We start from the raw sequence: 20,859 nt of genomic DNA, 5'->3' as shown, positions 1-20,859 counted from the left end.
GTGTCCCGCTCCCTTGCCGTGCGAGTGTCCGGCGTCGTCCTGGTCCTGGCCGCGATGGTCGCGGGGTGCTCCGAGAAGAAGACACCGGCCGCCTCCAAGCTGCCGTCGGGGACGTGCTTCGGAGTCTTCGACCCCGCTGACCTGGCGCCCTTGCTGGGTGACGGGGAGGAGGTCAAAGTGGTCGCCCCGGCCGACATGACACTGACCCCCGCACGCCCGTCCGCGATCTGCAACGTCTATGTCGACAGACAGGGGCCGTTCCTCGCGACCGTGGAACGTGCGCCTGTGGGGCGGCAGTTCTTCTGGCCCCTGGACAAGGCCAACCCGGACCCCTTGCCCTTCGTGGAGAACGGCAAGGTGTGGAACACGGGCGCTGCTGTCGCCCTCACCTGCAAGAAGGCCGAGGAATCCTTCGAACTGGAGCTGTGGATCAGCGGTTCCAGCAACAAGATGAAGTACGAGGACGTCCGCCCGCTCTTCACCGCCCTCATGAAGAAGTACCTGGAAGCCGCCCGGCAGCAGAACGGCTGCGGTTCCTAGCGGGAGTCTCCGGGCCCTGACCTTGACCCCGGCCCCGGGCCGGAGGGTCGGTGCCGGGCATGGCGAAGGCCGTCCAGGGGAGCGCTTGCCCCTGGACGGCCTCGGCCGCGAAGCCGTGACCGGAATCGAACCGGCGTAACCCGCTTTGCAGGCGAGTCCCTCAACCACTCGGGCACACGGCTGTGAGGTGGTGATGTGCACGACCGTACGGGGGCCCGTGCGGCGGGGGAAGGTCTCCGCGTCGGCCGCAACACGACTGCCACGCCGCGTTCACAGTCCCGCGGTGGGTCCGCCCGGCGCCCCGGCCGCCCCGGGAGCCCCACCCGCCCCGGGAGGTGTCGTCGGCCCCGGGGGGTGGGGCTGGTCCTAGGACCAGCGGCCGAGGGCGGGATACACCGGAATGACAGGGCTCAGATGGGCTTACGCACCTTACGCTGGTGCGATGAGCGTCCTTGAACCCCGTGTCCCCGAGAAGACCGCACCGGTCCCGCCGCCGCCCCCGCCGCAGGGCGGCGGCATCATGGGGCCCGCGTACCGGACGCTCAGCATCGGCATCATCTCCGTCATCTTCCTCATCGCCTTCGAGGCCACCGCGGTCGGGACCGCCATGCCGGTCGCCGCGCGGGAGCTGGAGGGGATCGGGCTCTACGCCTTCGGGTTCTCCGCCTACTTCACGACCAGCCTCTTCGGCATGGTCCTGGCCGGCCAGTGGTCCGACCGGCAGGGGCCGCTGCGGCCCCTGACCGTCGGGATCGCGGCCTTCGCCACCGGGCTGGTGCTCTCCGGGACCGCCGCCGCGATGTGGGTGTTCGTCCTCGGGCGGGCCGTGCAGGGCCTCGGCGGCGGGCTGGTGATCGTCGCGCTGTACGTCGTCGTCAGCCGGGCCTACGAGGAGCGGCTGCGCCCCGCGATCATGGCGGCCTTCGCCGCGAGCTGGGTGGTCCCCTCGATCGTGGGCCCGCTGGCCTCCGGGACCGTCACCGAGCACCTCGGCTGGCGCTGGGTGTTCCTCGGCATCCCGGCGCTGGTGGTCGTGCCGCTGGTGGTCGCCCTGCCCGCGATACGGCGGGCCGCCTCCGGACCCGTCGACCCGCAGGCGCCGCCCGTCGCCTTCGACCGGCGCCGCATCCGGCTGGCGTTCGCGATCTCCGCCGGGGCCGGGCTGCTCCAGTACGCCGCCCAGGACCTGCGGTGGTTCTCGCTGCTCCCGGCCGCCGTGGGCGCGGCCCTGCTGGTCCCCGCCGTGCTGGGGCTGCTGCCGCGCGGGACGTACCGGGCGCGGCGCGGGCTGCCGTCCGTGGTGCTGCTGCGCGGGGTGGCCGCCGGGTCGTTCATCGCGGCGGAGAGCTTCGTCCCGCTGATGCTCGTCACGCAGCGGGGGCTGAGCCCGACGATGGCCGGGTTCTCGCTCGCGCTGGGCGGGGTGACGTGGGCGACGGGCTCGTGGGTGCAGTCCAAGGGGCGGATGGCTCCGTACCGGGAGCGGCTGATGGCGGGCGGGATGGTGCTGGTAGCCGTGGCCATCGCGGCGGCCCCGGCCGTGCTGATCGAGTCGGTGCCGGTGTGGACGCTGGCGCTGACGTGGGCACTGGGGTGCCTGGGGATGGGGCTGGTGATCGGTTCCACGAGCGTGCTGCTGCTGAAGCTGTCGGCGCCCGAGGAGGCCGGGTCCAACTCCGCCTCCCTCCAGATCTCGGACGCTCTGGCGAACGTGGTGCTGCTGGCGGCGGGCGGGGCGGCGTTCGCCGCGCTCGGCGGCGGGAGCCTGGGCGCGGCCCACACGGCGGCCTCCGGCGGCGGGGTGGCCTCGCACCCGGGGGCGTTCGTCGTGGTCTTCCTGCCGATGGCGTGCGTGGCACTGGCCGGCGTCTGGGTGGCGACCCGCCTGCACGCGGACAGAGCCCGCTGACGGAGCCTGCTGACGGAGCCCGTCGGCGGAGCCGCCGACAGCGGGTGAGGGGACGGCAATCCCCGTGCGGCGGGCCCCGGGCGGCCGTACGCTCCCGGGGCATGGACACCGTGACCTTCCCGCTCCCGGCCGCCGACCGGGCCGAGCTCGACGACCTGGCCGACGCCACCGGGCAGCGCCCCGAGGACCTCGCCCTGGACGCCGTACGGGCCCGGCTGCGCCAGGAGCGCGAGCGCGTCGGCGCCGAGGCCGCCCGGCTGGCCCGTCTGCACGCCCCGCTGCTGCGCAGGCTCGGGCAGTGAGCGCCGCGCCCGTCCGCCACCTCACCCTCACCGAGGTCCTCGACCTCGCCCGGCTCGCCTGCCTCGCCCAGGACCAGCCCGTCGAGCTGCGCGCCCCCGGCCTGCTGGAGTCGGCGGTGCACCGCCCGCGCGCCCGGATGTTCGGGACTGCGGCCTACGGGGACCCGTACGCGCAGGCCGCCGCGCTGCTGCACGGCATCGCGGCGAACCACCCCCTGGTCGACGGCAACAAGCGCACCGCCTGGCTGGCCGCCGCCACCTTCCTCGCCGTGAACGGCGTCGATCCGGGCGGGGTGGACCAGGAGGCCGCGTACGGCCTGGTCATCGATGTCGCGGCAGGCCACGAGAGTGATGTGGCGGTGATCGCCGCGCGGTTGCGCGCGCTGACCGACGCTGTCAAGGGGGTGTGACGATCGCCGCACCGCCCGAGGTCAGGGGCTCGGGCCTCCTGTGCGGGGCGGGTGGTGCCGGTAGGGTGGCCCGGTTGTCCTGCGTACGACTGTCCGTACCAGATACGCCGAGAGCCCGAACCCGGAGACCGTGACTACTACCGCCTCCCACCACCTCTCACCCGCCTTCCCCGGCCGCGCCCCCTGGGGCACCGCCGGCAAGCTGCGAGCCTGGCAGCAGGGAGCGCTGGACCGGTACATCGAGAAACAGCCGCGGGACTTCCTCGCGGTCGCGACGCCCGGAGCGGGGAAGACCACCTTCGCGCTGACCCTCGCCTCCTGGCTGCTCCACCACCACGTGGTCCAGCAGGTGACGGTGGTCGCGCCGACCGAGCACCTCAAGAAGCAGTGGGCGCAGGCCGCGGCCCGGATAGGCATCCGGCTCGACCCCGAGTACTCCGCCGGGCCGCTCAGCAAGGAGTACCACGGGGTCGCCGTCACCTATGCCGGTGTCGGCGTCCGGCCGATGCTGCACCGCAACCGCTGCGAGCAGCGCAAGACCCTGGTGATCCTCGACGAGATCCACCACGCGGGCGACTCGAAGTCCTGGGGCGAGGCCTGCCTGGAGGCGTTCGACCCGGCGACCCGCCGGCTCGCCCTGACCGGAACGCCCTTCCGGTCCGACACCAACCCCATCCCCTTCGTCGCGTACGAGGAGGGCGACGACGGCATCCGGCGCTCCTCCGCCGACTACACCTACGGCTACGGCAACGCGCTCGGCGACGGCGTCGTCCGGCCGGTCATCTTCCTCTCCTACAGCGGCAACATGCGCTGGCGCACCAAGGCGGGCGACGAGATCGCCGCCCGGCTCGGCGAGCCGATGACCAAGGACGCCGTCTCGCAGGCGTGGCGCACGGCGCTGGACCCGCGCGGCGACTGGATGCCCAATGTGCTGCGCGCCGCCGACAAGCGGCTGACGGAGGTCAGGAAGAGCATCCCGGACGCGGGCGGCCTGGTCATCGCCGCCGACCAGGACTCGGCGCGCGCCTACGCCAAGCTGATCCGCGAGATCACGGGCACCAAGGCCACCGTCGTCCTCTCCGACGACACCGGCGCCTCGAAGCGGATCGACGAGTTCAGTGCCGACGGCAGCCGCTGGATGGTCGCGGTCCGGATGGTGTCGGAGGGGGTCGACGTACCGCGTCTGGCGGTCGGTGTGTACGCGACGACGATCTCGACCCCGCTCTTCTTCGCGCAGGCCGTGGGCCGCTTCGTCCGCTCGCGCCGCCGCGGCGAGACGGCCTCGGTCTTCCTGCCGACCATCCCCTACCTGCTCGGCTTCGCGAACGAGATGGAGGTCGAGCGCGACCACGTCCTCGACAAGCCGAAGAAGCAGGGCGAGGAGGACCCGTACGCCGAGTCCGAGAAGGAGATGGACGAGGCGAACAAGCAGGAGGACGAGGACACCGGCGAGGAGGAGCAGATGTCCTTCGAGGCGCTGGAGTCCGACGCCGTCTTCGACCGGGTCCTCTACGACGGCGCCGAGTTCGGCATGCAGGCGCACCCGGGCAGCGAGGAGGAGCAGGACTACCTCGGCATCCCGGGGCTGCTGGAGCCCGACCAGGTGCAGATGCTGCTCCAGAAGCGGCAGTCGCGCCAGATCGCGCACAGCCGCCGCAAGCCGGACGCCGACGCCGACCTGCTGGAGCTGCCCGCGGAGCGGCGGCCGGTGGTCTCGCACAAGGAGCTGCTGGAGCTGCGGAAGTCGCTGAACACGATGGTGGGCGCGTACGTCCACCAGAGCGGCAAGCCGCACGGGGTGGTCCACACGGAGCTGCGCCGGGTGTGCGGCGGGCCGCCGAGCGCGGAGGCGACGGCGGGGCAGCTGCGGGAGCGGATCAAGAAGGTCCAGGAGTGGGCCACCCGGATGCGCTGACCCGTACGGCAACGGGGACAGCAGCGGGAACGGGGACGAGAACGGGGACGGGTCCGTGCGGAGGTGCGCACGGGCCCGTCCCCGTCAGGTCTCACCGGTTGTGCGGGGTCACCTGTGTTATCGGTGTCACCGGTTACGCGGTGGGGCGACGGCGCCTGCCGGTGCCGGCCACGAGGGCCGCACCCATGGCGAGGGCGATGCCCGCGCCGCCGAGCGCCCAGCTGGTGGCCGCGTCGGCGCCGGTCTCGGCGAGTTCGCCGCCGGTCCCGGTGGTGCCCTTGCCACCGCCGTTGCCGTTGCCGTTGTCGACGATCGGGGTGGAACCGCCGTTGGGGTTCGGGTTGTTGCCGTTCCCGTTCCCGTTCCCGTTCCCGGTGCCGGGGTTACCGGTGTTCCCGTTGCCGCCGGTGTTGCCGCCGGTCGCGGCCTTGGTGATCTTCGACTCGTAGAAGTCGCCCTCGGACATGAACGGCTCGTCCGGGTCGTTGCTGGCGCCCACCACGAAGAGGTCGATGGCGCCGACCGGCGCGCTCTTGGCGAACTTCACGCGCAGCTCGACGGTGAGGCGCTCGTCCTTGTCGAGGTGGGTCTCGAAGGTCGCACCGGCCATCTGGCCGGACGGCTCCTTCTCCGCGGCGACCCATCGGGCGCCGTCGAAGACCTGGACGTCCAGGTGCTTTGCGCGCAGCGTGTCGGACTCGTTGCCGGCGATGATGAAGAAGCCGTAGTCCTTCAGCGCCTGGACGCCGGAGTTGTCGGCCGTCAGCGTGATCTTCTGCCAGTCGCCGCCGGCCTGGAAACCGGCCTTGGGCAGGCCCTTCAGCGCCACCTTCGGGCCCTCGGCGTACTCGCCGAAGTCCTCGTCGCCCTCCTCGACACCCGTCTCCGGGCCGGTGCCCGGCTTCTCGCCGCCCGGGGCCTTCGGGGTGACAGAGGTCTTCGGGGTTCCGGCGGGCTTCCCGGCGGGCTTCTCAGCCGGCTTCTCGGCGCCCGGGGTCTTCGGGGTCCCGGCCGGGGTCCCGGCCTCCGGGGTGGCGGGGGCCTTGGGGGACTCGGGGGCCTTGGTCCCGGCCGAGGGGTCGTCCTTCGGCACCGAGTCGGGGGTGGTGACCGCCGTGTTCTGGGCTTCGTCGGCCATCGCGGGGGTGGCCATCAGGACGGTCGGACCGACCACGGCGGCAGCGGCGACGACAGCCAGGCGCTTGAGTTTCATGTGCGGATGTTTCCCTCCGTTTTTTGAACATGATCAGAATAGAAGCTGTCTTGGCAAGGAAGATGGTCCGAGGAGATCACAAGTTGACACCGGTGAATCCGGGAACCGGTACAAAGGGGTAGCAGGCGCCCGGATTCTGGACGGGGCCTTCCGCTCAGCGGACCCGCTCGCTACTGTCCCCGCATCGAACGCACCGTGGCAGCGCCGCCGCGGGAGCGCAGCCGGTGCCATGGCCGCTACCGGCGGCCTCTCCGTGCGCCGCCGCGGGACCGGCGGCGCGCCACTCCGAGAGTCACCGCCGCTCACCGAAAGAGGGAGAGGCGTCGTGACCGCGGAGACCTCCCAGACGCTCGACCGAGGGCTCAGAGTCCTCAAACTGCTCGCCGACACCGACCACGGTCTGACCGTCACCGAGCTGTCCAACCGGCTCGGGGTCAACCGGACCGTGGTCTACCGGCTTCTGGCCACCCTCGAACAGCACGCCCTGGTCCGCCGTGACCTCGGCGGCCGGGCCCGCGTCGGGCTCGGGGTGCTGCGGCTCGGCCGTCAGGTGCACCCGCTCGTGCGCGAAGCGGCCCTGCCCGCGCTGCGCTCGCTCGCCGAGGACATCGGGGCCACCGCGCACCTGACCCTCGTCGACGGCACCGAGGCGCTCGCCGTGGCCGTCGTCGAGCCGACCTGGACCGACTACCACGTGGCCTACCGGGCCGGTTTCCGCCACCCGCTGGACCGCGGGGCCGCGGGGCGGGCCATTCTCGCCGCCCGGCAGGGCTCGCTCATCGAGCCCGGGTACACGCTCACCCACGGGGAACTGGAGGCCGGGGCCAGCGGGGCCGCCGCGCCGCTGGTGGGGATCACCGGGCTGGAGGGCAGCGTCGGCGTCGTGATGCTGACCGACGCCGTGCCCGAACGGGTCGGCCCGCGCGTGGTCGACGCGGCCCGCGAGGTCGCCGACGCCCTCCGGTAGCCCCCGGCCACACCGCGCCACCCCGGCCGGAGCGGCCGACAAGGCACCCCCGGGCAGGTCCCGGCCCGGCCCGTACCCCCTTCCGGGGCGGGGTCCGGGCGGACCGGTACGGGCGGCCAGGGCGGCGGGCCGGATAGATTGGCCGGGTGCTCTCTCGCCTCACACGTCTGCCGCGTCCCGTCGCCCTGGCCGTCTGCGCCACGCCCGTGCTCGCGCTGTTCGCCGTCGCGGCCCTCGCGCCGCTGCCCTTCGTGGTCGCCCAGCCGGGGCTCACGGCCGACGTGCTCGGCGTCCGCGAAGGCAAGCCCGTCATCACCGTCACCGGTGTGCCGACCCGGCAGACCACGGGGCAGCTCCGGATGACCACGATCCAGGCCACCGGCCCCTCCACGACGGTGAACCTGCCCGAACTCGTCGGCCACTGGTTCGACACCACCCGGGCGGTCATGCCCAAGGAGGCCGTCTACCCCTCGGGCGGGAGCGACAAGGAGATCGAGCGGCACAACCTGCGGGAGATGACGCGGTCGCAGTCGACCGCCGCCGAGGCCGCCCTCGGTTACCTCCGCAAGAACCCGGCCGACGTGAAGGTCGAGCTCAACCTCGCCGACGTCGGCGGCCCGAGCGCCGGGCTCCTCTTCTCCCTCGGCATCGTCGACAAGCTCGACGGGGACGGCGCGGGCGGCGACCTCACCGGCGGCCGGACCGTCGCCGGAACGGGCACCATCACCGCCGACGGCACGGTCGGTGCGGTCGGCGGAGTGCCCCTGAAGACCCAGGCCGCACGGCGCGACGGGGCCACCGTCTTCCTCGTACCGAAGGCGGAGTGCGCCGACGCCCGGGCCGAACTCCCCGAAGGGCTGCGGCTGATCCCCGTCACGACGCTGACGGACGCGGTGACCTCGCTGCGCGCGCTGAACCGGGGCGAGACCGTCCCCTCCTGCTGACCGCACGGACCGGGGACGACGGACCGGGGGCGACGGCCCCGGCCACGGACCGCACGGCCCCGGCCCGGCCCCGTCCGGTCAGCGGCCGTCGTCCCCGGCGGCCTGTTCCACCAGCGGGATGATCCGCAGGGGCACCGGGTTCTCCATGACGATCGCCGTCGAGGCCCGGACGATCCCGTCGAACCCGACGACCCGGTCGATCACCCGCTGGAGGTCGGCGTTGGACCGGGCCACCAGCCGGCACAGCATGTCCCCGTGACCGGTGGTGGTGTGCAGCTCCAGCACCTCGGGCACCCCGTCCAGGTGGGCCCGTACGTCGGCCCCCTGGCCCTGTTTGATCTCCAGCGTGGCGAAGGCGGTCACCGGGTAGCCGAGGGCCGCCGGGTCGACCTGCGGGCCGAAGCCGCGGATCACCCCGTTCGACTGGAGCCGGTCGAGCCGGGCCTGGACCGTCCCGCGCGCCACCCCGAGCCGGCGCGAGGCCTCCAGGACCCCGATCCGCGGCTCGCGGGCGAGCAGGACGATGAGCCGGCCGTCGAGATCGTCGATGCCCATGGAGCCCTCCGGACGGCCGCGGACGGCGGCGCTGGTCACAGGTGTGTGCTGGTCGCAGGTGTTTCAGGGGGTGGTCATACTGCACAGGTCTTCCAGTCATCCTGGGGTCTCACTGGCCATTCTGTACAGCAGAAATGGAAACTATTGCGCAGCTTGTGGATCGGCGGGACTCTGCGTTCATGACTGAGACCCTCGACACCACCCCGCACACCGCGCGTGAGGCGGACCCCTTCCCGGTGAAGGGCATGGACGCGGTCGTCTTCGCCGTCGGCAACGCCAAGCAGGCCGCGCACTACTACTCCACGGCCTTCGGCATGAAGCTCGTCGCCTACTCCGGACCGGAGACCGGCACCCGGGAGACGGCCAGCTACGTCCTGACCAACGGCGCCGCCCGCTTCGTCCTCACCTCCGTCATCAAGCCGGCCACGGACCACGGCCGTTTCCTCGCCGGGCACGTCGCCGAGCACGGCGACGGCGTCGTCGACCTCGCGATCGAGGTCCCGGACGCCCGCGCGGCCTACGCGTACGCCGTCGAGCACGGCGCCCGCGGGCTGACGGAGCCGCACGAGGTCAAGGACGAGCACGGCACCGTCGTCCTGGCCGCGATCGCCACGTACGGCCAGACCCGGCACACGCTGGTGGAGCGCGGCGAGTACTCCGGCCCCTACCTGCCGGGCTTCGTCACCGCCGACCCGCTCGTCGAGCCCCCGGCCAAGCGGACCTTCCAGGCCATCGACCACTGCGTGGGCAACGTCGAGCTCGGCCGGATGAACGAGTGGGTCGCCTTCTACAACAAGGTCATGGGCTTCACGAACATGAAGGAGTTCGTGGGCGACGACATCGCCACCGAGTACTCGGCGCTGATGTCGAAGGTGGTCGCGGACGGCACCCTGAAGGTGAAGTTCCCGATCAACGAGCCGGCCATCGCGAAGAAGAAGTCGCAGATCGACGAGTACCTGGAGTTCTACGGCGGCGCGGGCGTCCAGCACATCGCGCTGGCCACCAACGACATCGTCGCCTCGGTACGGGCGATGCGCGCCGCCGGTGTGCGGTTCCTCGACACCCCGGACTCCTACTACGACACCCTCGGGGAGTGGGCGGGCGAGACCCGGGTGCCCGTCGAGACCCTGCGCGAGCTGAAGATCCTCGTCGACCGCGACGAGGACGGCTACCTGCTCCAGATCTTCACCAAGCCGGTGCAGGACCGTCCGACCGTCTTCTTCGAGATGATCGAGCGGCACGGCTCGATGGGCTTCGGGAAGGGCAACTTCAAGGCCCTGTTCGAGGCGATCGAGCGTGAGCAGGAGAAGCGCGGCAACCTCTGACCCGAGCAACGGGCACCCGCCCCCGCGCCCCCGGCGAGCACCGCCCGCCGGGGCCGTCCCAGGGCTTCAGCGGCCCGGGGGTGCGGGGGTCGGGGGCTTCGGTTTGGCCGCCTTCGGCAGCTCCGGCGCGACCCACGGCGTGCGCGGGCGCAGGTTCTCCGGGCCGCCCGGCGGCGGCTCCCCGATCGCCGCCAGGGTCTCCCGCGCCAGCGGCCCCCGGAGCGGGGAGAAGCCCGGGTTGGTCCGCAGGGCCTCCTGGAGGTGGCGGCGGGCCGCCGCCCCGTCGCCCAGACCGTACTCGGCCATCGCCCGGTGGAAGGCGAAGTCCGCGCTGCGCAGCCCGGGTTCGGTGGCCCTCTTCGCGTACTCCAGCGCCGCCGCGTCCTCGCCCGACCGGTGCAGGGCCCAGCCCAGCGCGTCGGCCACCCGCACGTTCTTGTGCCGGGACCACTCCGCGGACAGCCTCCGCACCGCCGCCGCCGGGTCGCCGTGGTCCGCCTCGTAGAGCCCGAGGACCACCTCGTCGGAGCCCACGTGTCCGCCCTCCCGGGCCGCCAGCACCCCCAGCGCCCCGTACTGCGCCCGCGCCTCCTCCTCCCGCCCCAGCGACTCCAGCAGCTCGCCCAGCTCCAGCCTCAGCCGCGGCAGCGGGGTCCGTCCCAGCGCCAGCCGGTAGTCCCGTACCGCCTCGCTCCCGCGCCCCAGCGAGGACAGCGCGCGGGCCCGGCCGCCGCGCGCCTCCGTCTGCCCCGGGTCCGTCCGCAGCGCCGCCTCGTACAGCCCCAGGGCCTCCTGGGCGTCGCCCCGCTCCCAGGCCAGCTCCCCGAGCCGGTGCAGCGCGTACGCCTTCTCCGCCGGGGCCCGCGCCATGCCCGACCCCTCCTCCAGCGCCAGCACCGCGTCCTCGCGCCAGCCCCGGTCCCGGTAGACCTGCGCGGCCCGCAGGGAGGCCGCCAGACCCGACTTCAGCTCCAGCAGCCGGTCCAGGGCCCGCTGGGCCGCCTTGTGGTCGCCCAGGCCCGTGAAGGCGTCCACGAGCACGGGGTACGCCGTCCACCGCTGCGGCGCCCGCTCCCGCACCCGCTCGCCCCACTCGCGGGCGGCCGCGTACTCCTGGCGGGCGTTGGCCAGCGCCCCCATGCCCGTCATCGCGTCGACATTGCCCCGCTCGGCCGGGCGGACCTCCAGCGACCGCTTCAGCGCCCGCTCCGCCTTCGGGAACCAGCCCTGGTCCGCCGTGCGCCGCGCCTGCTCCAGGTAGGCGGCGCCCAGCACCGACCAGGAGGCGTCGTCCCGCGGGTGCCGGGCGACCCGCTCCTCCCGGTCCGCGACCAGCGCCGTCAGGTCCGCCGCCGCCGCGGGCGTGCCCAGGGCGACCGCGGCGGCGGCCCGCTCCCCGGGATCGGGCGCGTGGGCGCCGCCGCCCGTCCGGGCCGGACGGACCAGCAGCGCCCCGGCGATCAGGACCACCACGACCGCGGCCGTCACGAACGTCCTGCGGCCGGTGGTGGCCGCGGGCGGCGCCGGCCGCTGCGGTTCCTCGTCCTCGGGGCCCCTGTGCTCGTCCATGAGGCCACTGTGCTGCGGCGGCGACACCTCGCAGAGGTGTCCGAATCGGGTCGCGGCCGTGTTCACACCGATGGCCCCGGGTGCCACGCTGGACCCATGGACGACGATCTCTCCACCCGCCTCCCCGACGCGTTCCCCGGCCCGCTCCCCGGTCAGCTCCTCGACCGCCTCCGCGCCGGGCTCCCGGACGGGTCCGTCCTCACCGACCCCCAGGTGACCGCCTCCTACGCCAGCGACATGGCCGGCTTCTGCGAAGCCGGGACCCCGGCCGCCGTCGTCCTGCCCCGGACCGTCGAGGAGGTCCAGCACGTCCTGCGCACCGCCACCGCCCTGCGCGTGCCCGTGGTCCCGCAGGGCGCCCGCACCGGCCTGTCGGGCGCCGCCAACGCCTCCGACGGCTGTGTGGTCCTCTCCCTCGTCAAGATGGACCGGATTCTGGAGATCAGCGCCGTCGACCGGATCGCCGTCGTCGAACCGGGCGTCGTCAACGCCGTGCTCTCGCGCGCCGTCGCCGACCGGGGCCTGTACTACCCGCCCGACCCCTCCAGCTGGGAACAGTGCACCATCGGCGGCAACATCGGCACCGCCTCGGGCGGCCTGTGCTGCGTCAAGTACGGGGTCACCGCCGAGTACGTCCTGGGCCTCGACGTGGTCCTCGCCGACGGACGGCTGCTGCGCACCGGCCGCCGCACCGCCAAGGGCGTCGCCGGGTACGACCTCACCCGGCTCTTCGTCGGCTCCGAGGGCAGCCTCGGCGTCGTCGTCCGGGCCGTCCTCGCCCTGCGGCCCGCCCCGCCCCGCCAGCTCGCGCTGGCCGCCGAGTTCCCCTCCGTCGCGGCGGCCTGCGAAGCCGTCTGCGCCGTCATGGAGGCCGGACTCTCCCCCTCCCTGCTGGAACTGATGGACCGTACGACCGTCCGCGCCGTCAACGCGCTGGGCAGGATGGGGCTCCCCGAGACCACCGAGGCGCTGCTCCTCGCCGCCTTCGACACCCCGCACGCCCCCGACGAGCTGGCGGCCGTCGCGCGGCTGTGCACGGCCGCCGGGGCCACCGCCGTCGTCCCCGCCGAGGACGAGGCCGAGTCCGAACTGCTGCTCCAGGCCCGCCGGACGGCGCTGCCCGCGCTGGAACGGCTGCGGCCCGCCACGATGATCGACGACGTGTGCGTCCCGCGCTCGCGCCTCGCCGACCTGCTGGACGGCACGGCCGCCATCGCCCGTACGCACGACCTGCTCATCGGGGTCTGCGCGCACGCGGGCGACGGCAACACCCACCCCGTGGTCTGCTTCGACCCGGCCGACGAGGACGAGACCCGGCGGGCCCGCGCCTCCTTCGACGCGATCATGGCGCTCGGCCTCTCCCTCGGCGGGACCATCACCGGCGAACACGGCGTCGGCGTCCTGAAGAAGGAGTGGCTGGCCCGCGAACTCGGCCCGGTGGGGCTGGAGATGCAGCGCGCGGTCAAGGCGGCCTTCGACCCGCTCGGCCTGCTCAACCCGGGCAAGCTCTTCTGACCCGCACCGGCTCCCGCCACGGTGCCGGGGGCCGGGGTCCCGCGCGCGGCCCGGCCCCGGCCCCGGGCGCGGGCCATCACGCCTCCCCGTCCGCCGACTCGTCCGACGGCCAGGGGTCACGCAGCCACAGGTCGTCGGAGGGGGTCGGGGCGAGCAGCGCGGCCAGGGCCGTGTCCAGGCCGAGCCGCTCCGGCTCGCTGCCGGGCGGGACGATCCGCAGGGTGCGCTCCAGCCAGGCCGAGACGGGGACGGCGGGAACCTCCAGCAGGGCGTCCCCGTCGGGCGAGCTGAGGGCCATGCAGAGCACGGCCCTGCCGTCGATCTTCGTGGGCCAGATCCGTACGTCGCCGTGACCGCACGGCCGGAACACCCCCTCGACCAGCAGTTCACGGGCGAAGGTCCAGTCGACCGGGGTGTCGGAGCCCGCGTGGAAGGTGATGTGCACGGCGTACGGATCGTCCGTGCGGTACAGCAGCTTCGCGGGCACGGCGATGCTGCGCTCGGGGGACAGGACCAGCTTCATTTCCAGTGCGCGTTCGACGACGGGGTGGTGCACGGCGGCCTCGCTTCGGTTGAACTGTCCGCGCCCTGTTCGGACGCGTGGGGCCCGATCGCGCCCCACACCCGCAGAGAGCCCCCGGGGCCCCGGTCATGACGCGACTTCGGGCACCGGACCGCAGATCGGCCGGATCTCTTCGGATGGCCGGAAACGGCCGTCCGGGCCGGGTTCGCTCGAAGGCTTGCATTCTCCCGTTACCGGACCTGCCGGGCGGAGGTTCTTGGCTATGGTCCTGCCCTGCACAAGCCTCAAGCCACGATCGGAGTTGGGGACATTGACGGCCTCCCCTGGTGACGGCGAACACGCGGCCCGCGAGGGCTACTACCCCGACCCGTCCATCCCCGGGTACGTCCGGTACTGGAACGGCGCCTCCTGGGTCCCGGGCACGAGCCGCCCCGCCACCCGCGCCGACGAGACGGGTCCGGTCTTCCTGGACGCGACCTCCGCGACCGAGGCGCTGCCCGACCCGGACCCCGGCCCGGCGGGCTGGCAGGCGGACCCCGCCCACCAGTCCGGCTTCGGCGGGCCGCGCGACCACCGGGTCTCGTGGGGCGGCCCGCCCGAACCGGACCCCGGGCACGCGCCCGCCCGCCCCGCCGGGATCTCGCTGGGGCGCGGGCCCCGCCCGGAGCCGCTGGAGTTCCTGGAGGCGGCCGAACCGGACCTCTGGGCGACGGGCCCCTCGCTGGCCCACGCGGCGGCCGGCGCCGAGCGGTTCCCGGACCGGGCCCCGGCAGGCCACGCGGCGGGCGCCCACGCGGCGGGTGCCCCCGTCCCGGCGGGGTGGGTCCCGGCCGGCCACGCCTCCGGCGCCCGTACCGCCGGGCCGCACGGCCGCGACGCCCAGGCCCCGGGCCTCTCCTCCCCGGCGGGCCCAGGCCCCCGGGGAGGGGACGTCGGGGGCCTGGGCATCCTGTCGGCCCGCTCGCCCGCGGCCCCGCCGAGAGCCCCGGCCCCCGAACCCGCCCCCGGGTGGCCCGCCGCGCCCGGCGGCGCCGGGTCCGGGGCGACCGGGGTCACCTCCTCCTGGCCGGAGGCGGCCCCCGGCGCGCCGGGCCCCGCCCGTCCCGGCCACGGCCACGGCCCCGGCCCCGTGCGGCCCGGCCACGGCCCGGCCTCCACCGCCCCCGCGGCGCCCCGGACCTCCGTACGGCGCCTCGTCGAGGATTCCTGGCCGGAGCCCGACCCGGTCGAGGAGCCCCGGCCCGAGCCCGCCGGGCCTGTGGCCGGGGCCGGGACATCCCGGCCGGAGGCCACCGCACCCCGGCCGGAGGCCGACCGGCGGGCCGAGTTCGAGCGGATGGCGGAGCGGGCGGTGCGCCCCGCCGGACTGCCGCGCCGCGCGGTGGCCCGCGCGCTGGACTGCCTCGTCCTCGGCGCGGTGGCGGCGGCCGTCGCCCGGCCCTTCGTCCCCGCCGTCACGGCGCACGTCGAGGCGAAGGTGGCGGCGGCCCGCGCCACCGGCCGCACCACCACCGTCTGGCTGCTGGACCCCACCGTCACCGGCTACCTGGGTCTGGTCCTGGGGGCCGTGTTCCTCTTCGGGGTCCTCTACGAGGCCCTGCCCACCGCCCGCTGGGGCCGGACCCCGGGCAAGAAGCTGCTCGGCGTCCGGGTGCTGGCCACCGCGACCCTGCGCCCGCCCTCCTTCGGCGCCGCCCTGCGCCGCTGGCTGGTCTGCGTCCTGCTCGGCCTGCCCGGCGGCCTGTGGTGTCTGGTGGACCGGCCGCGCCGCCAGTCCTGGCACGACAAGGCCGCGCGGACGTACGTGGCCCGCTGAGGCCCCGTGGGCCGGCCCGCCGGACCGCCCGCCGGGCGGTCGTGGGCCGTGTACCCCGAACGGACGCCGTCCCGTTGCGGGGGTACCGGAGCCGGGTTCGACTCGGGCCATGAGCACCGACCAGCCGCCGCCCGGCCCACCGCCCGAGGACGACCCGTTCCTCAAGAAGCCCCAGGAACCGACGCCGCCGTCGGGCGGCTCGCCGTACGGGTCGCCCCCGCCGCCTCCCGGAGGTCCGGGCGCGGGCGGCGGATTCCCGCCCCCGCCCCCGCCCCCGCCTCCCGGGGGTCCCGGCGCGGGCGGGGGATACCCGCCGCCGCCCCCGCCGTACGGGGGCGACCCGTACGGCGGGGGCGGCGGGATGCCCGACCCGCTCGCCGGGATGCCCCCGCTCGCCGACTTCGGCAAGCGGCTCGCCGCCCGTGTCGTCGACGCGATCCTCGTCGCCGTACCGCTCTTCCTCATCCAGCTGGCCTTCGGGACCAAGCGGTACACGGTCGAGACGAACCAGGGCGAGGACGTCACCGAGATCTTCACCAAGTCGTACAGCGGCAGTGGCCTGGTGATGACGCTGATCTCGATCCTGGCGTACGTCGGTTACGACTGGTGGTTCACGAAGAAGGACGGCCGGACGCTCGGCAAGAGGGCGATGGGCCTGCGCGTCGCGATGCTCAACGACGGCAGCGTCCCGCACTCCAACGCGGCGCTGACCCGCGCCGCCGTGCTCTGGCTGCCGACGCTGATCTGCTGCTTCTGCCTGTGGCCGATCGCGCTGGTCATCTCGATCCTCGTCGACAAGCCGTACAAGCAGGGCCTGCACGACAAGGTGGCCAAGACGGTGGTGGTCAAGACCACCTGACGCGGGAGGAGACGGCGCCGGAGGTGACGGATTCGCCCCCGGGAGCGTCGGGGAAGTCCCATCGGACGGACGGGATCTCCAGGACGCGACCGGGGGCGGATCCGTCAGCGGCGCGCGGGCCGGTCGGCGGCGGCCGTCCGGGGCTCAGGCCCCCGGGCGGCCGCCGTCGCGTCCGCGCGTACGGCCCGGGCAGCCCGGCCCCGGGCCGCGTGGCGGCCGGTGGGGCGGGCGGGGTGGGGGAGGGTGAGGGCGACGAGCAGGCCCAGGGCGAGGGCGGCGACGGCGACGGCCGCGACGCCGGGCCCCGTGCTCGCCCGCGACAGCAGCAGCAGGGCGAGGGCCGAGACGATGACGGTGGCGGACCCGTAGGCGAGCTGTGCGGCACTGGGACGCGTCATGGCAGTATCCGTCCTCAAGGCGGGAGGGGGAGCCGGCCCGGCCGGGTCGCGCTTCGGGGCGACTCCCGTACGAGATGCCCGGGCGCCGCCGCCGGTAAGCGTGACCTCGCCCACGCGGCCGGGGCGCGGGGAGCGCACGGAACCCCGCCACCGGGCCGGATTCGGGCCGGATTCGGGGCCGATCCGGGGAGGATATGGGGCGGATTCAGACCTGATGCGGACCCGATGTGGACCTGATCCGGAGAGAGAAGTTCCCTTCGTCCGCGTATGGCAAGGGAATGTCCGCATAGCGGAACTGCCTGACCGCATAGTGCAGTTGTAAGGAACAAGTCAAGGTCTGTCTTTTCTCGCTCCACTCCGGTCAAATGTCGTCACTTGAGACGCGCGCCGCGCGGAACCCCCCGCTCCTATGGAGACGTTCCGACCTGTCTCGTGGCCGCGGGAGGGGAACGACATCAAGTGACCGGCAACTCCGCAAGAAGACGAGGGCTGCGCGCCGCCGCCGTCGGCGTCACCCTGGCCGCCACCACGGCCTCGGGCGCCTTCTTCACCATCGCCCAGGCCCACAGCGGCCCCCACCCGGCGCCCGGCGCGGCGCCCGCCGCCGCACCCGCGGTCGACCACCAGGACCCGAGCGCTCCTTCCAAGGAGCAGGTCCAGCACAACCTCGACGGCCCGTTCAGCAAGCAGCAGGCGCAGCAGCGCGAGGCCGCCCTGGACCAGGTGCTGAGCGGCAAGGCGGACGTCGAGCAGCGCGGCGCCTCCAAGGTCGTCAAGCTCGACGAGAAGAAGTACGTCGAGCTCGGCCGCGAGAAGACCGACAAGATCTTCACGATCCTCGTCGAGTTCGGCGACCAGGTCGACAACTCCACGATGCACGACCCGGACGGCCCGGAGGGCCCGAAGCCGCCGGTCGTGAAGTACGGCGGCACCCCCGGTCCGCTGCACAACACCATCGCGGAGCCGGACCGCAAGCTGGACAACAGCACCGCCTGGCGCAAGGACTTCAGCCGTTCCTACTTCCAGGACCTGTACTTCGCCACGGGTCAGGGAAAGGAGTCGCTGAAGACCTACTACGAGAAGAGTTCCTCGGGCCGTTACTCGGTCGAGGGCGAGGTCTCCGACTGGGTCAAGGTCCCGTACAACGAGGCCCGTTACGGCTCCAACTTCTGCGGCCAGAACAACTGCAACAACGTGTGGGACACCGTCAAGGACGGCGTCACCGCGTGGACCGAGGCGCAGAAGAAGGCCGGCAAGACCGACGCCCAGATCAAGGCGCAGCTCTCCCAGTACGACCTGTGGGACCGCTACGACTTCGACGGCGACGGCAACTTCAACGAGTCCGACGGCTACATCGACCACTTCCAGGTCGTCCACGCGGGCGAGGACGAGTCGGCCGGCGGCGGCGTGCAGGGCACCACCGCGCTGTGGGCGCACCGCTGGTACGCGTACGGCACCAGCGCGGGCAAGACCGGCCCGGAGAACAACAAGGCCGGCGGCACCCAGATCGGTGACACCGGCATCTGGGTCGGCGACTACACGATGCAGCCCGAGAACGGCGGCCTCGGCGTCTTCGCGCACGAGTACGGCCACGACCTGGGCCTGCCGGACCTCTACGACACCTCCGGTGGCGGCGAGAACGGCGTCGGCTTCTGGTCCCTGATGTCGGCCGGCTCCTGGCTCGGCACCGGCAAGGACTCCATAGGCGACCTCCCGGGCGACATGACGGCCTGGGACAAGCTCCAGCTGGGCTGGCTGAACTACGACGTGGCCAAGGCCGCGACGAAGTCCACGCACAAGCTGGGCGTGTCGGCGTACAACACCAAGGACAAGCAGGCGCTCGTCGTCGAGCTGCCGAAGAAGCAGGTCCGCACCGAGATCGTCGCTCCCGCCGAGGGTTCCTCGCAGTGGTGGAGCGGCATGGGTGACGACCTCAAGAACACCCTCACCCGCTCGGTCGACCTGACCGGCAAGTCCTCCGCCGCCCTGTCCCTCAAGGGCTGGTGGGACATCGAGGCCGAGTACGACTACCTCTACACCGAGGTGTCCACGGACGGCGGCGCCAACTGGCAGGCGCTGGCCGGCACCGCCGACGGCGCGGCCCTCCCGGTCGACGCCGCGGGCAGCCCCTCGCTGACCGGTGTCTCGGGCGCCTGGAAGTCGCTGGACTTCCCGCTCGACGCCTACGCGGGCAAGAAGGTCGACCTCCGCTTCCGCTACCAGACGGACGGCGGCGCGGGCGGCAAGGGCTTCACCGCCGACGCCGTCACCCTCACCGCGGACGGCACCCCGGTCCTCACCGACGGCGCCGAGGCCGGCGACAACGGCTGGACCGGCAAGGGCTTCTCCCGCATCGGCTCCGGTTTCACCCAGGAGTACCCGCAGTACTACCTGGCCGAGAACCGCCGCTACGTCTCGTACGACACCACCCTCAAGGTGGGCCCGTACAACTTCGGCTCGGCGCTCCGTCCCAAGTGGGTCGAGCACTACCCGTACCAGGACGGCCTGCTGATCTGGCTCTGGGACAGGTCCCAGAAGGACAACAACACCAGCCAGCACCCCGGCTCGGGTCTGATCCTGCCGATCGACTCGAAGGCCAAGCCGCTGAAGTGGTCGGACGGCACCCTGCTGCGCAACAAGATCCAGCCGTTCGACGCCCCGTTCAGCTGGTACTCCACGGACGCGTTCACCCTGCACAAGGGCGACAAGCCGCTGTGGATCAAGCCGTCGGCCGGTAACGGCGTCTTCGACGACCGCAAGGGCAAGTACTACTACGAGGAGAACCCGACCGGCAGCGTGAAGGTGCCCAACACCAACACCAAGATCAAGATCGTCAAGGAGACCTACGACGGTCTCGTCATGACGGTCGAGGTCGGCCCCTCCGGGAAGTAGTTTCCGGGAGCGGTCCGGGGGTGAGCCGGGAGTGATCCGGCGGCCCTCCGGGAAGTAATTCGCGTCACCGCAGGTCAGAACATGATCGGCCGTCGCCCCTCTAGCGGGCGGCGGCCGATCGCGTTTAGATGCGTGATGCGAGTTTCTTATTGACAGGGGAGATGACAAGCGTGCCCGGTGGAGGTTTCGTCAGGCTGCCAGGCGGGAGCGTGGTGGTCGCCCTCACGCTGCCCAGACCCTCCGGCGAGGGAAGCGTCCGGGTGCTCGTGCACGCCGCGAACCGGGCCCGCGCCCTGACCAGGCTGCGCAACCTCGGGATGCGGGCGGTCTACCTGCGGGGCAACGCGCAGCCGCCGACACCGGACGAGATCACGGCCGTCCTGCACCACCCGGACGGCCTGCTCTGGCGCGGCGCCCCCGACCACGCGCAGGAGCTCTGGCACCCGATCCGGGCCCTGCTGGGCCGCTGACGGCGGCCCCGGGAGCCCCCCCGCTGGCGGCCCTGTGGACGGCCCCGGGACGACCCCTCCGACGGCCCCGCTGACGGCCGTCCCGGTGTGCTCAGCCGCCGGTGAGCCCGACCCCGGCCGCGCGGAGCTGGTCCAGGGCCCGGGCGGTGGTGTGCGGGGCGACGGCGGCCGTCAGGTCCAGCAGGACCCGGGTGGTGAAGCCGTCGCGGACGGCGTCGAGGGCGGTGGCCCTGACGCAGTGGTCGGTGGCGATCCCGACGACGTCCACCTCGGTGACGCCCCGGTCGCGCAGCCATCCCGTCAGTGTCGCGCCGTTCTCGTCGACCCCTTCGAACCCGCTGTACGCGGCGGTGTGCGCGCCCTTGTCGAAGACGGCGGCGACGGCCCCGCAGGCCACGGCGGGAGCGAAGTTCGGGTGGAACGCGGCGCCCTCGGTCCCGGCGACGCAGTGGACCGGCCAGGAGGTCTCGTAGTCCGGCAGGGCCGGGGGCCGGGCGAAGTGGGCTCCGGGGTCGATGTGGTGGTCGCGGGTGGCGACGACGTACCGGTAGGCGGGCGTGGCCTGCCCGATGAGCTCGGTGACACCGGCGGCGACGGCGGCCCCGCCGGTGACCGCGAGGCTGCCGCCCTCGCAGAAGTCGTTCTGGACGTCGACGACGATCAGTGCGCGGTGCATGACACCTGTCCTTCGGCTCGATGGCCCCGGTGGTTTCGGTGGTCCTGGTGGTCCCGGTGGC

Annotated in this window: 19 protein-coding genes and 1 tRNA gene; 13 read left to right on the top strand and 7 right to left on the bottom strand. The window is 73.4% G+C overall.

Features of this window, described 5'->3' with window-relative positions; genetic code table 11:
• Positions 1-540, top strand: a complete 540-nt coding sequence (locus tag ACIA5F_RS05700) for a hypothetical protein (protein WP_399349457.1) — start codon at positions 1-3, stop codon at positions 538-540.
• 110 nt (positions 541-650) lie between these two features.
• On the opposite strand, the gene ACIA5F_RS05695 is transcribed toward ACIA5F_RS05700, so the two are convergent.
• A tRNA-Cys gene (locus ACIA5F_RS05695) sits at positions 651-722 on the bottom strand.
• A 260-nt stretch (positions 723-982) separates the two neighbouring features.
• Here ACIA5F_RS05695 and ACIA5F_RS05690 point away from each other — a divergent pair.
• The 4 genes from ACIA5F_RS05690 (at position 983) to ACIA5F_RS05675 (ending at position 5,076) form a co-directional block, all read left to right on the top strand.
• Complete coding sequence (locus tag ACIA5F_RS05690) at positions 983-2,449, top strand: MFS transporter (protein ID WP_399349455.1); 1,467 nt, start codon at positions 983-985, stop codon at positions 2,447-2,449.
• Positions 2,450-2,550: 101 nt separating this feature from the next.
• On the top strand, positions 2,551-2,751 hold the full coding sequence (locus ACIA5F_RS05685; protein ID WP_399349453.1) for a hypothetical protein: 201 nt from the start codon (positions 2,551-2,553) through the stop codon (positions 2,749-2,751).
• Positions 2,748-3,161 carry a type II toxin-antitoxin system death-on-curing family toxin gene (locus tag ACIA5F_RS05680; RefSeq protein WP_399349451.1) on the top strand — a complete coding sequence of 138 codons (414 nt, stop codon included), beginning with the start codon at positions 2,748-2,750 and terminating at the stop codon, positions 3,159-3,161. Before ACIA5F_RS05685 ends, ACIA5F_RS05680 begins: the two co-directional genes overlap by 4 nt.
• Before the next feature lie 130 nt (positions 3,162-3,291).
• A complete protein-coding gene (locus ACIA5F_RS05675) occupies positions 3,292-5,076 on the top strand; it encodes a DEAD/DEAH box helicase (protein WP_399349449.1) in 1,785 nt (594 codons plus the stop codon).
• Between the two features lie 133 nt (positions 5,077-5,209).
• Here ACIA5F_RS05675 and ACIA5F_RS05670 read toward each other — a convergent pair whose 3' ends face one another.
• Positions 5,210-6,289 (bottom strand): hypothetical protein, encoded by a 1,080-nt coding sequence (locus ACIA5F_RS05670; RefSeq protein WP_399349447.1) that lies wholly within the window; start codon positions 6,287-6,289, stop codon positions 5,210-5,212.
• Positions 6,290-6,614: 325 nt separating this feature from the next.
• Between ACIA5F_RS05670 and ACIA5F_RS05665 the strand changes: the two genes are divergently transcribed.
• Positions 6,615-7,256 (top strand): IclR family transcriptional regulator, encoded by a 642-nt coding sequence (locus ACIA5F_RS05665; RefSeq protein ID WP_399349445.1) that lies wholly within the window; start codon positions 6,615-6,617, stop codon positions 7,254-7,256.
• A gap of 146 nt (positions 7,257-7,402) precedes the next feature.
• Positions 7,403-8,200 carry a S16 family serine protease gene (locus tag ACIA5F_RS05660; protein WP_399349443.1) on the top strand — a complete coding sequence of 266 codons (798 nt, stop codon included), beginning with the start codon at positions 7,403-7,405 and terminating at the stop codon, positions 8,198-8,200.
• 78 nt (positions 8,201-8,278) lie between these two features.
• On the opposite strand, the gene ACIA5F_RS05655 is transcribed toward ACIA5F_RS05660, so the two are convergent.
• Positions 8,279-8,755, bottom strand: coding sequence for an Lrp/AsnC family transcriptional regulator (locus ACIA5F_RS05655; protein WP_399349603.1), 477 nt, complete (start codon positions 8,753-8,755; stop codon positions 8,279-8,281).
• Positions 8,756-8,934: 179 nt separating this feature from the next.
• On the opposite strand from ACIA5F_RS05655, the gene hppD reads away from it, so the two are divergent.
• Entirely contained in the window at positions 8,935-10,080 is a 1,146-nt protein-coding gene (gene hppD, locus ACIA5F_RS05650) for a 4-hydroxyphenylpyruvate dioxygenase (protein ID WP_399349441.1), read from the top strand.
• Between the two features lie 66 nt (positions 10,081-10,146).
• On the opposite strand, the gene ACIA5F_RS05645 is transcribed toward hppD, so the two are convergent.
• A complete protein-coding gene (locus ACIA5F_RS05645; protein ID WP_399349439.1) occupies positions 10,147-11,649 on the bottom strand; it encodes a tetratricopeptide repeat protein in 1,503 nt (500 codons plus the stop codon).
• 96 nt (positions 11,650-11,745) lie between these two features.
• On the opposite strand from ACIA5F_RS05645, the gene ACIA5F_RS05640 reads away from it, so the two are divergent.
• On the top strand, positions 11,746-13,164 hold the full coding sequence (locus ACIA5F_RS05640; RefSeq protein WP_399349437.1) for an FAD-binding oxidoreductase: 1,419 nt from the start codon (positions 11,746-11,748) through the stop codon (positions 13,162-13,164).
• 76 nt (positions 13,165-13,240) lie between these two features.
• On the opposite strand, the gene ACIA5F_RS05635 is transcribed toward ACIA5F_RS05640, so the two are convergent.
• Positions 13,241-13,720: an SsgA family sporulation/cell division regulator gene (locus tag ACIA5F_RS05635; RefSeq protein ID WP_399349435.1), complete on the bottom strand. Its 480-nt coding sequence runs from the start codon at positions 13,718-13,720 to the stop codon at positions 13,241-13,243.
• Between the two features lie 268 nt (positions 13,721-13,988).
• Here ACIA5F_RS05635 and ACIA5F_RS05630 point away from each other — a divergent pair, with 268 nt between their 5' ends.
• Both ACIA5F_RS05630 and ACIA5F_RS05625 read left to right on the top strand, forming a co-directional pair.
• Entirely contained in the window at positions 13,989-15,503 is a 1,515-nt protein-coding gene (locus tag ACIA5F_RS05630) for an RDD family protein (protein WP_399349433.1), read from the top strand.
• Between the two features lie 109 nt (positions 15,504-15,612).
• Positions 15,613-16,362, top strand: coding sequence for an RDD family protein (locus ACIA5F_RS05625; RefSeq protein WP_399349431.1), 750 nt, complete (start codon positions 15,613-15,615; stop codon positions 16,360-16,362).
• Positions 16,363-16,466: 104 nt separating this feature from the next.
• Here the strand turns inward: ACIA5F_RS05625 and ACIA5F_RS05620 are convergent, their stop codons facing one another.
• On the bottom strand, positions 16,467-16,760 hold the full coding sequence (locus tag ACIA5F_RS05620; protein ID WP_399349429.1) for a hypothetical protein: 294 nt from the start codon (positions 16,758-16,760) through the stop codon (positions 16,467-16,469).
• A gap of 459 nt (positions 16,761-17,219) precedes the next feature.
• Here ACIA5F_RS05620 and ACIA5F_RS05615 point away from each other — a divergent pair, with 459 nt between their 5' ends.
• Positions 17,220-19,652 carry an immune inhibitor A domain-containing protein gene (locus tag ACIA5F_RS05615; RefSeq protein ID WP_399349427.1) on the top strand — a complete coding sequence of 811 codons (2,433 nt, stop codon included), beginning with the start codon at positions 17,220-17,222 and terminating at the stop codon, positions 19,650-19,652.
• A 170-nt stretch (positions 19,653-19,822) separates the two neighbouring features.
• Positions 19,823-20,122: a hypothetical protein gene (locus ACIA5F_RS05610; protein WP_399349425.1), complete on the top strand. Its 300-nt coding sequence runs from the start codon at positions 19,823-19,825 to the stop codon at positions 20,120-20,122.
• Between the two features lie 91 nt (positions 20,123-20,213).
• Here the strand turns inward: ACIA5F_RS05610 and ACIA5F_RS05605 are convergent, their stop codons facing one another.
• Positions 20,214-20,798, bottom strand: coding sequence for an isochorismatase family protein (locus tag ACIA5F_RS05605; protein ID WP_399349423.1), 585 nt, complete (start codon positions 20,796-20,798; stop codon positions 20,214-20,216).
• Positions 20,799-20,859 lie beyond the last annotated feature (61 nt).

Source organism: Streptomyces sp. NPDC051567 (genome assembly GCF_044454165.1).
Classification (GTDB): Bacteria; Actinomycetota; Actinomycetes; order Streptomycetales; family Streptomycetaceae; genus Streptomyces.
Note: the sequence above shows the minus strand (reverse complement) of the source record. Positions and strands in the feature narration are given on the sequence as shown.

Bases quoted from the DNA above. Each gene is read 5' to 3' on its own strand.
- ACIA5F_RS05690 (WP_399349455.1), top strand. From the start codon at position 983: ATGAGCGTCCTTGAACCCCGTGTCCCCGAGAAGACCGCACCGGTCCCG.
- ACIA5F_RS05685 (WP_399349453.1), top strand. From the start codon at position 2,551: ATGGACACCGTGACCTTCCCGCTCCCGGCCGCCGACCGGGCCGAGCTC.
- ACIA5F_RS05670 (WP_399349447.1), bottom strand. From the start codon at position 6,289: ATGAAACTCAAGCGCCTGGCTGTCGTCGCCGCTGCCGCCGTGGTCGGT.
- ACIA5F_RS05655 (WP_399349603.1), bottom strand. From the start codon at position 8,755: ATGGGCATCGACGATCTCGACGGCCGGCTCATCGTCCTGCTCGCCCGC.
- hppD (WP_399349441.1), top strand. From the start codon at position 8,935: ATGACTGAGACCCTCGACACCACCCCGCACACCGCGCGTGAGGCGGAC.
- ACIA5F_RS05645 (WP_399349439.1), bottom strand. From the start codon at position 11,649: ATGGACGAGCACAGGGGCCCCGAGGACGAGGAACCGCAGCGGCCGGCG.
- ACIA5F_RS05640 (WP_399349437.1), top strand. From the start codon at position 11,746: ATGGACGACGATCTCTCCACCCGCCTCCCCGACGCGTTCCCCGGCCCG.
- ACIA5F_RS05625 (WP_399349431.1), top strand. From the start codon at position 15,613: ATGAGCACCGACCAGCCGCCGCCCGGCCCACCGCCCGAGGACGACCCG.
- ACIA5F_RS05620 (WP_399349429.1), bottom strand. From the start codon at position 16,760: ATGACGCGTCCCAGTGCCGCACAGCTCGCCTACGGGTCCGCCACCGTC.
- ACIA5F_RS05605 (WP_399349423.1), bottom strand. From the start codon at position 20,798: ATGCACCGCGCACTGATCGTCGTCGACGTCCAGAACGACTTCTGCGAG.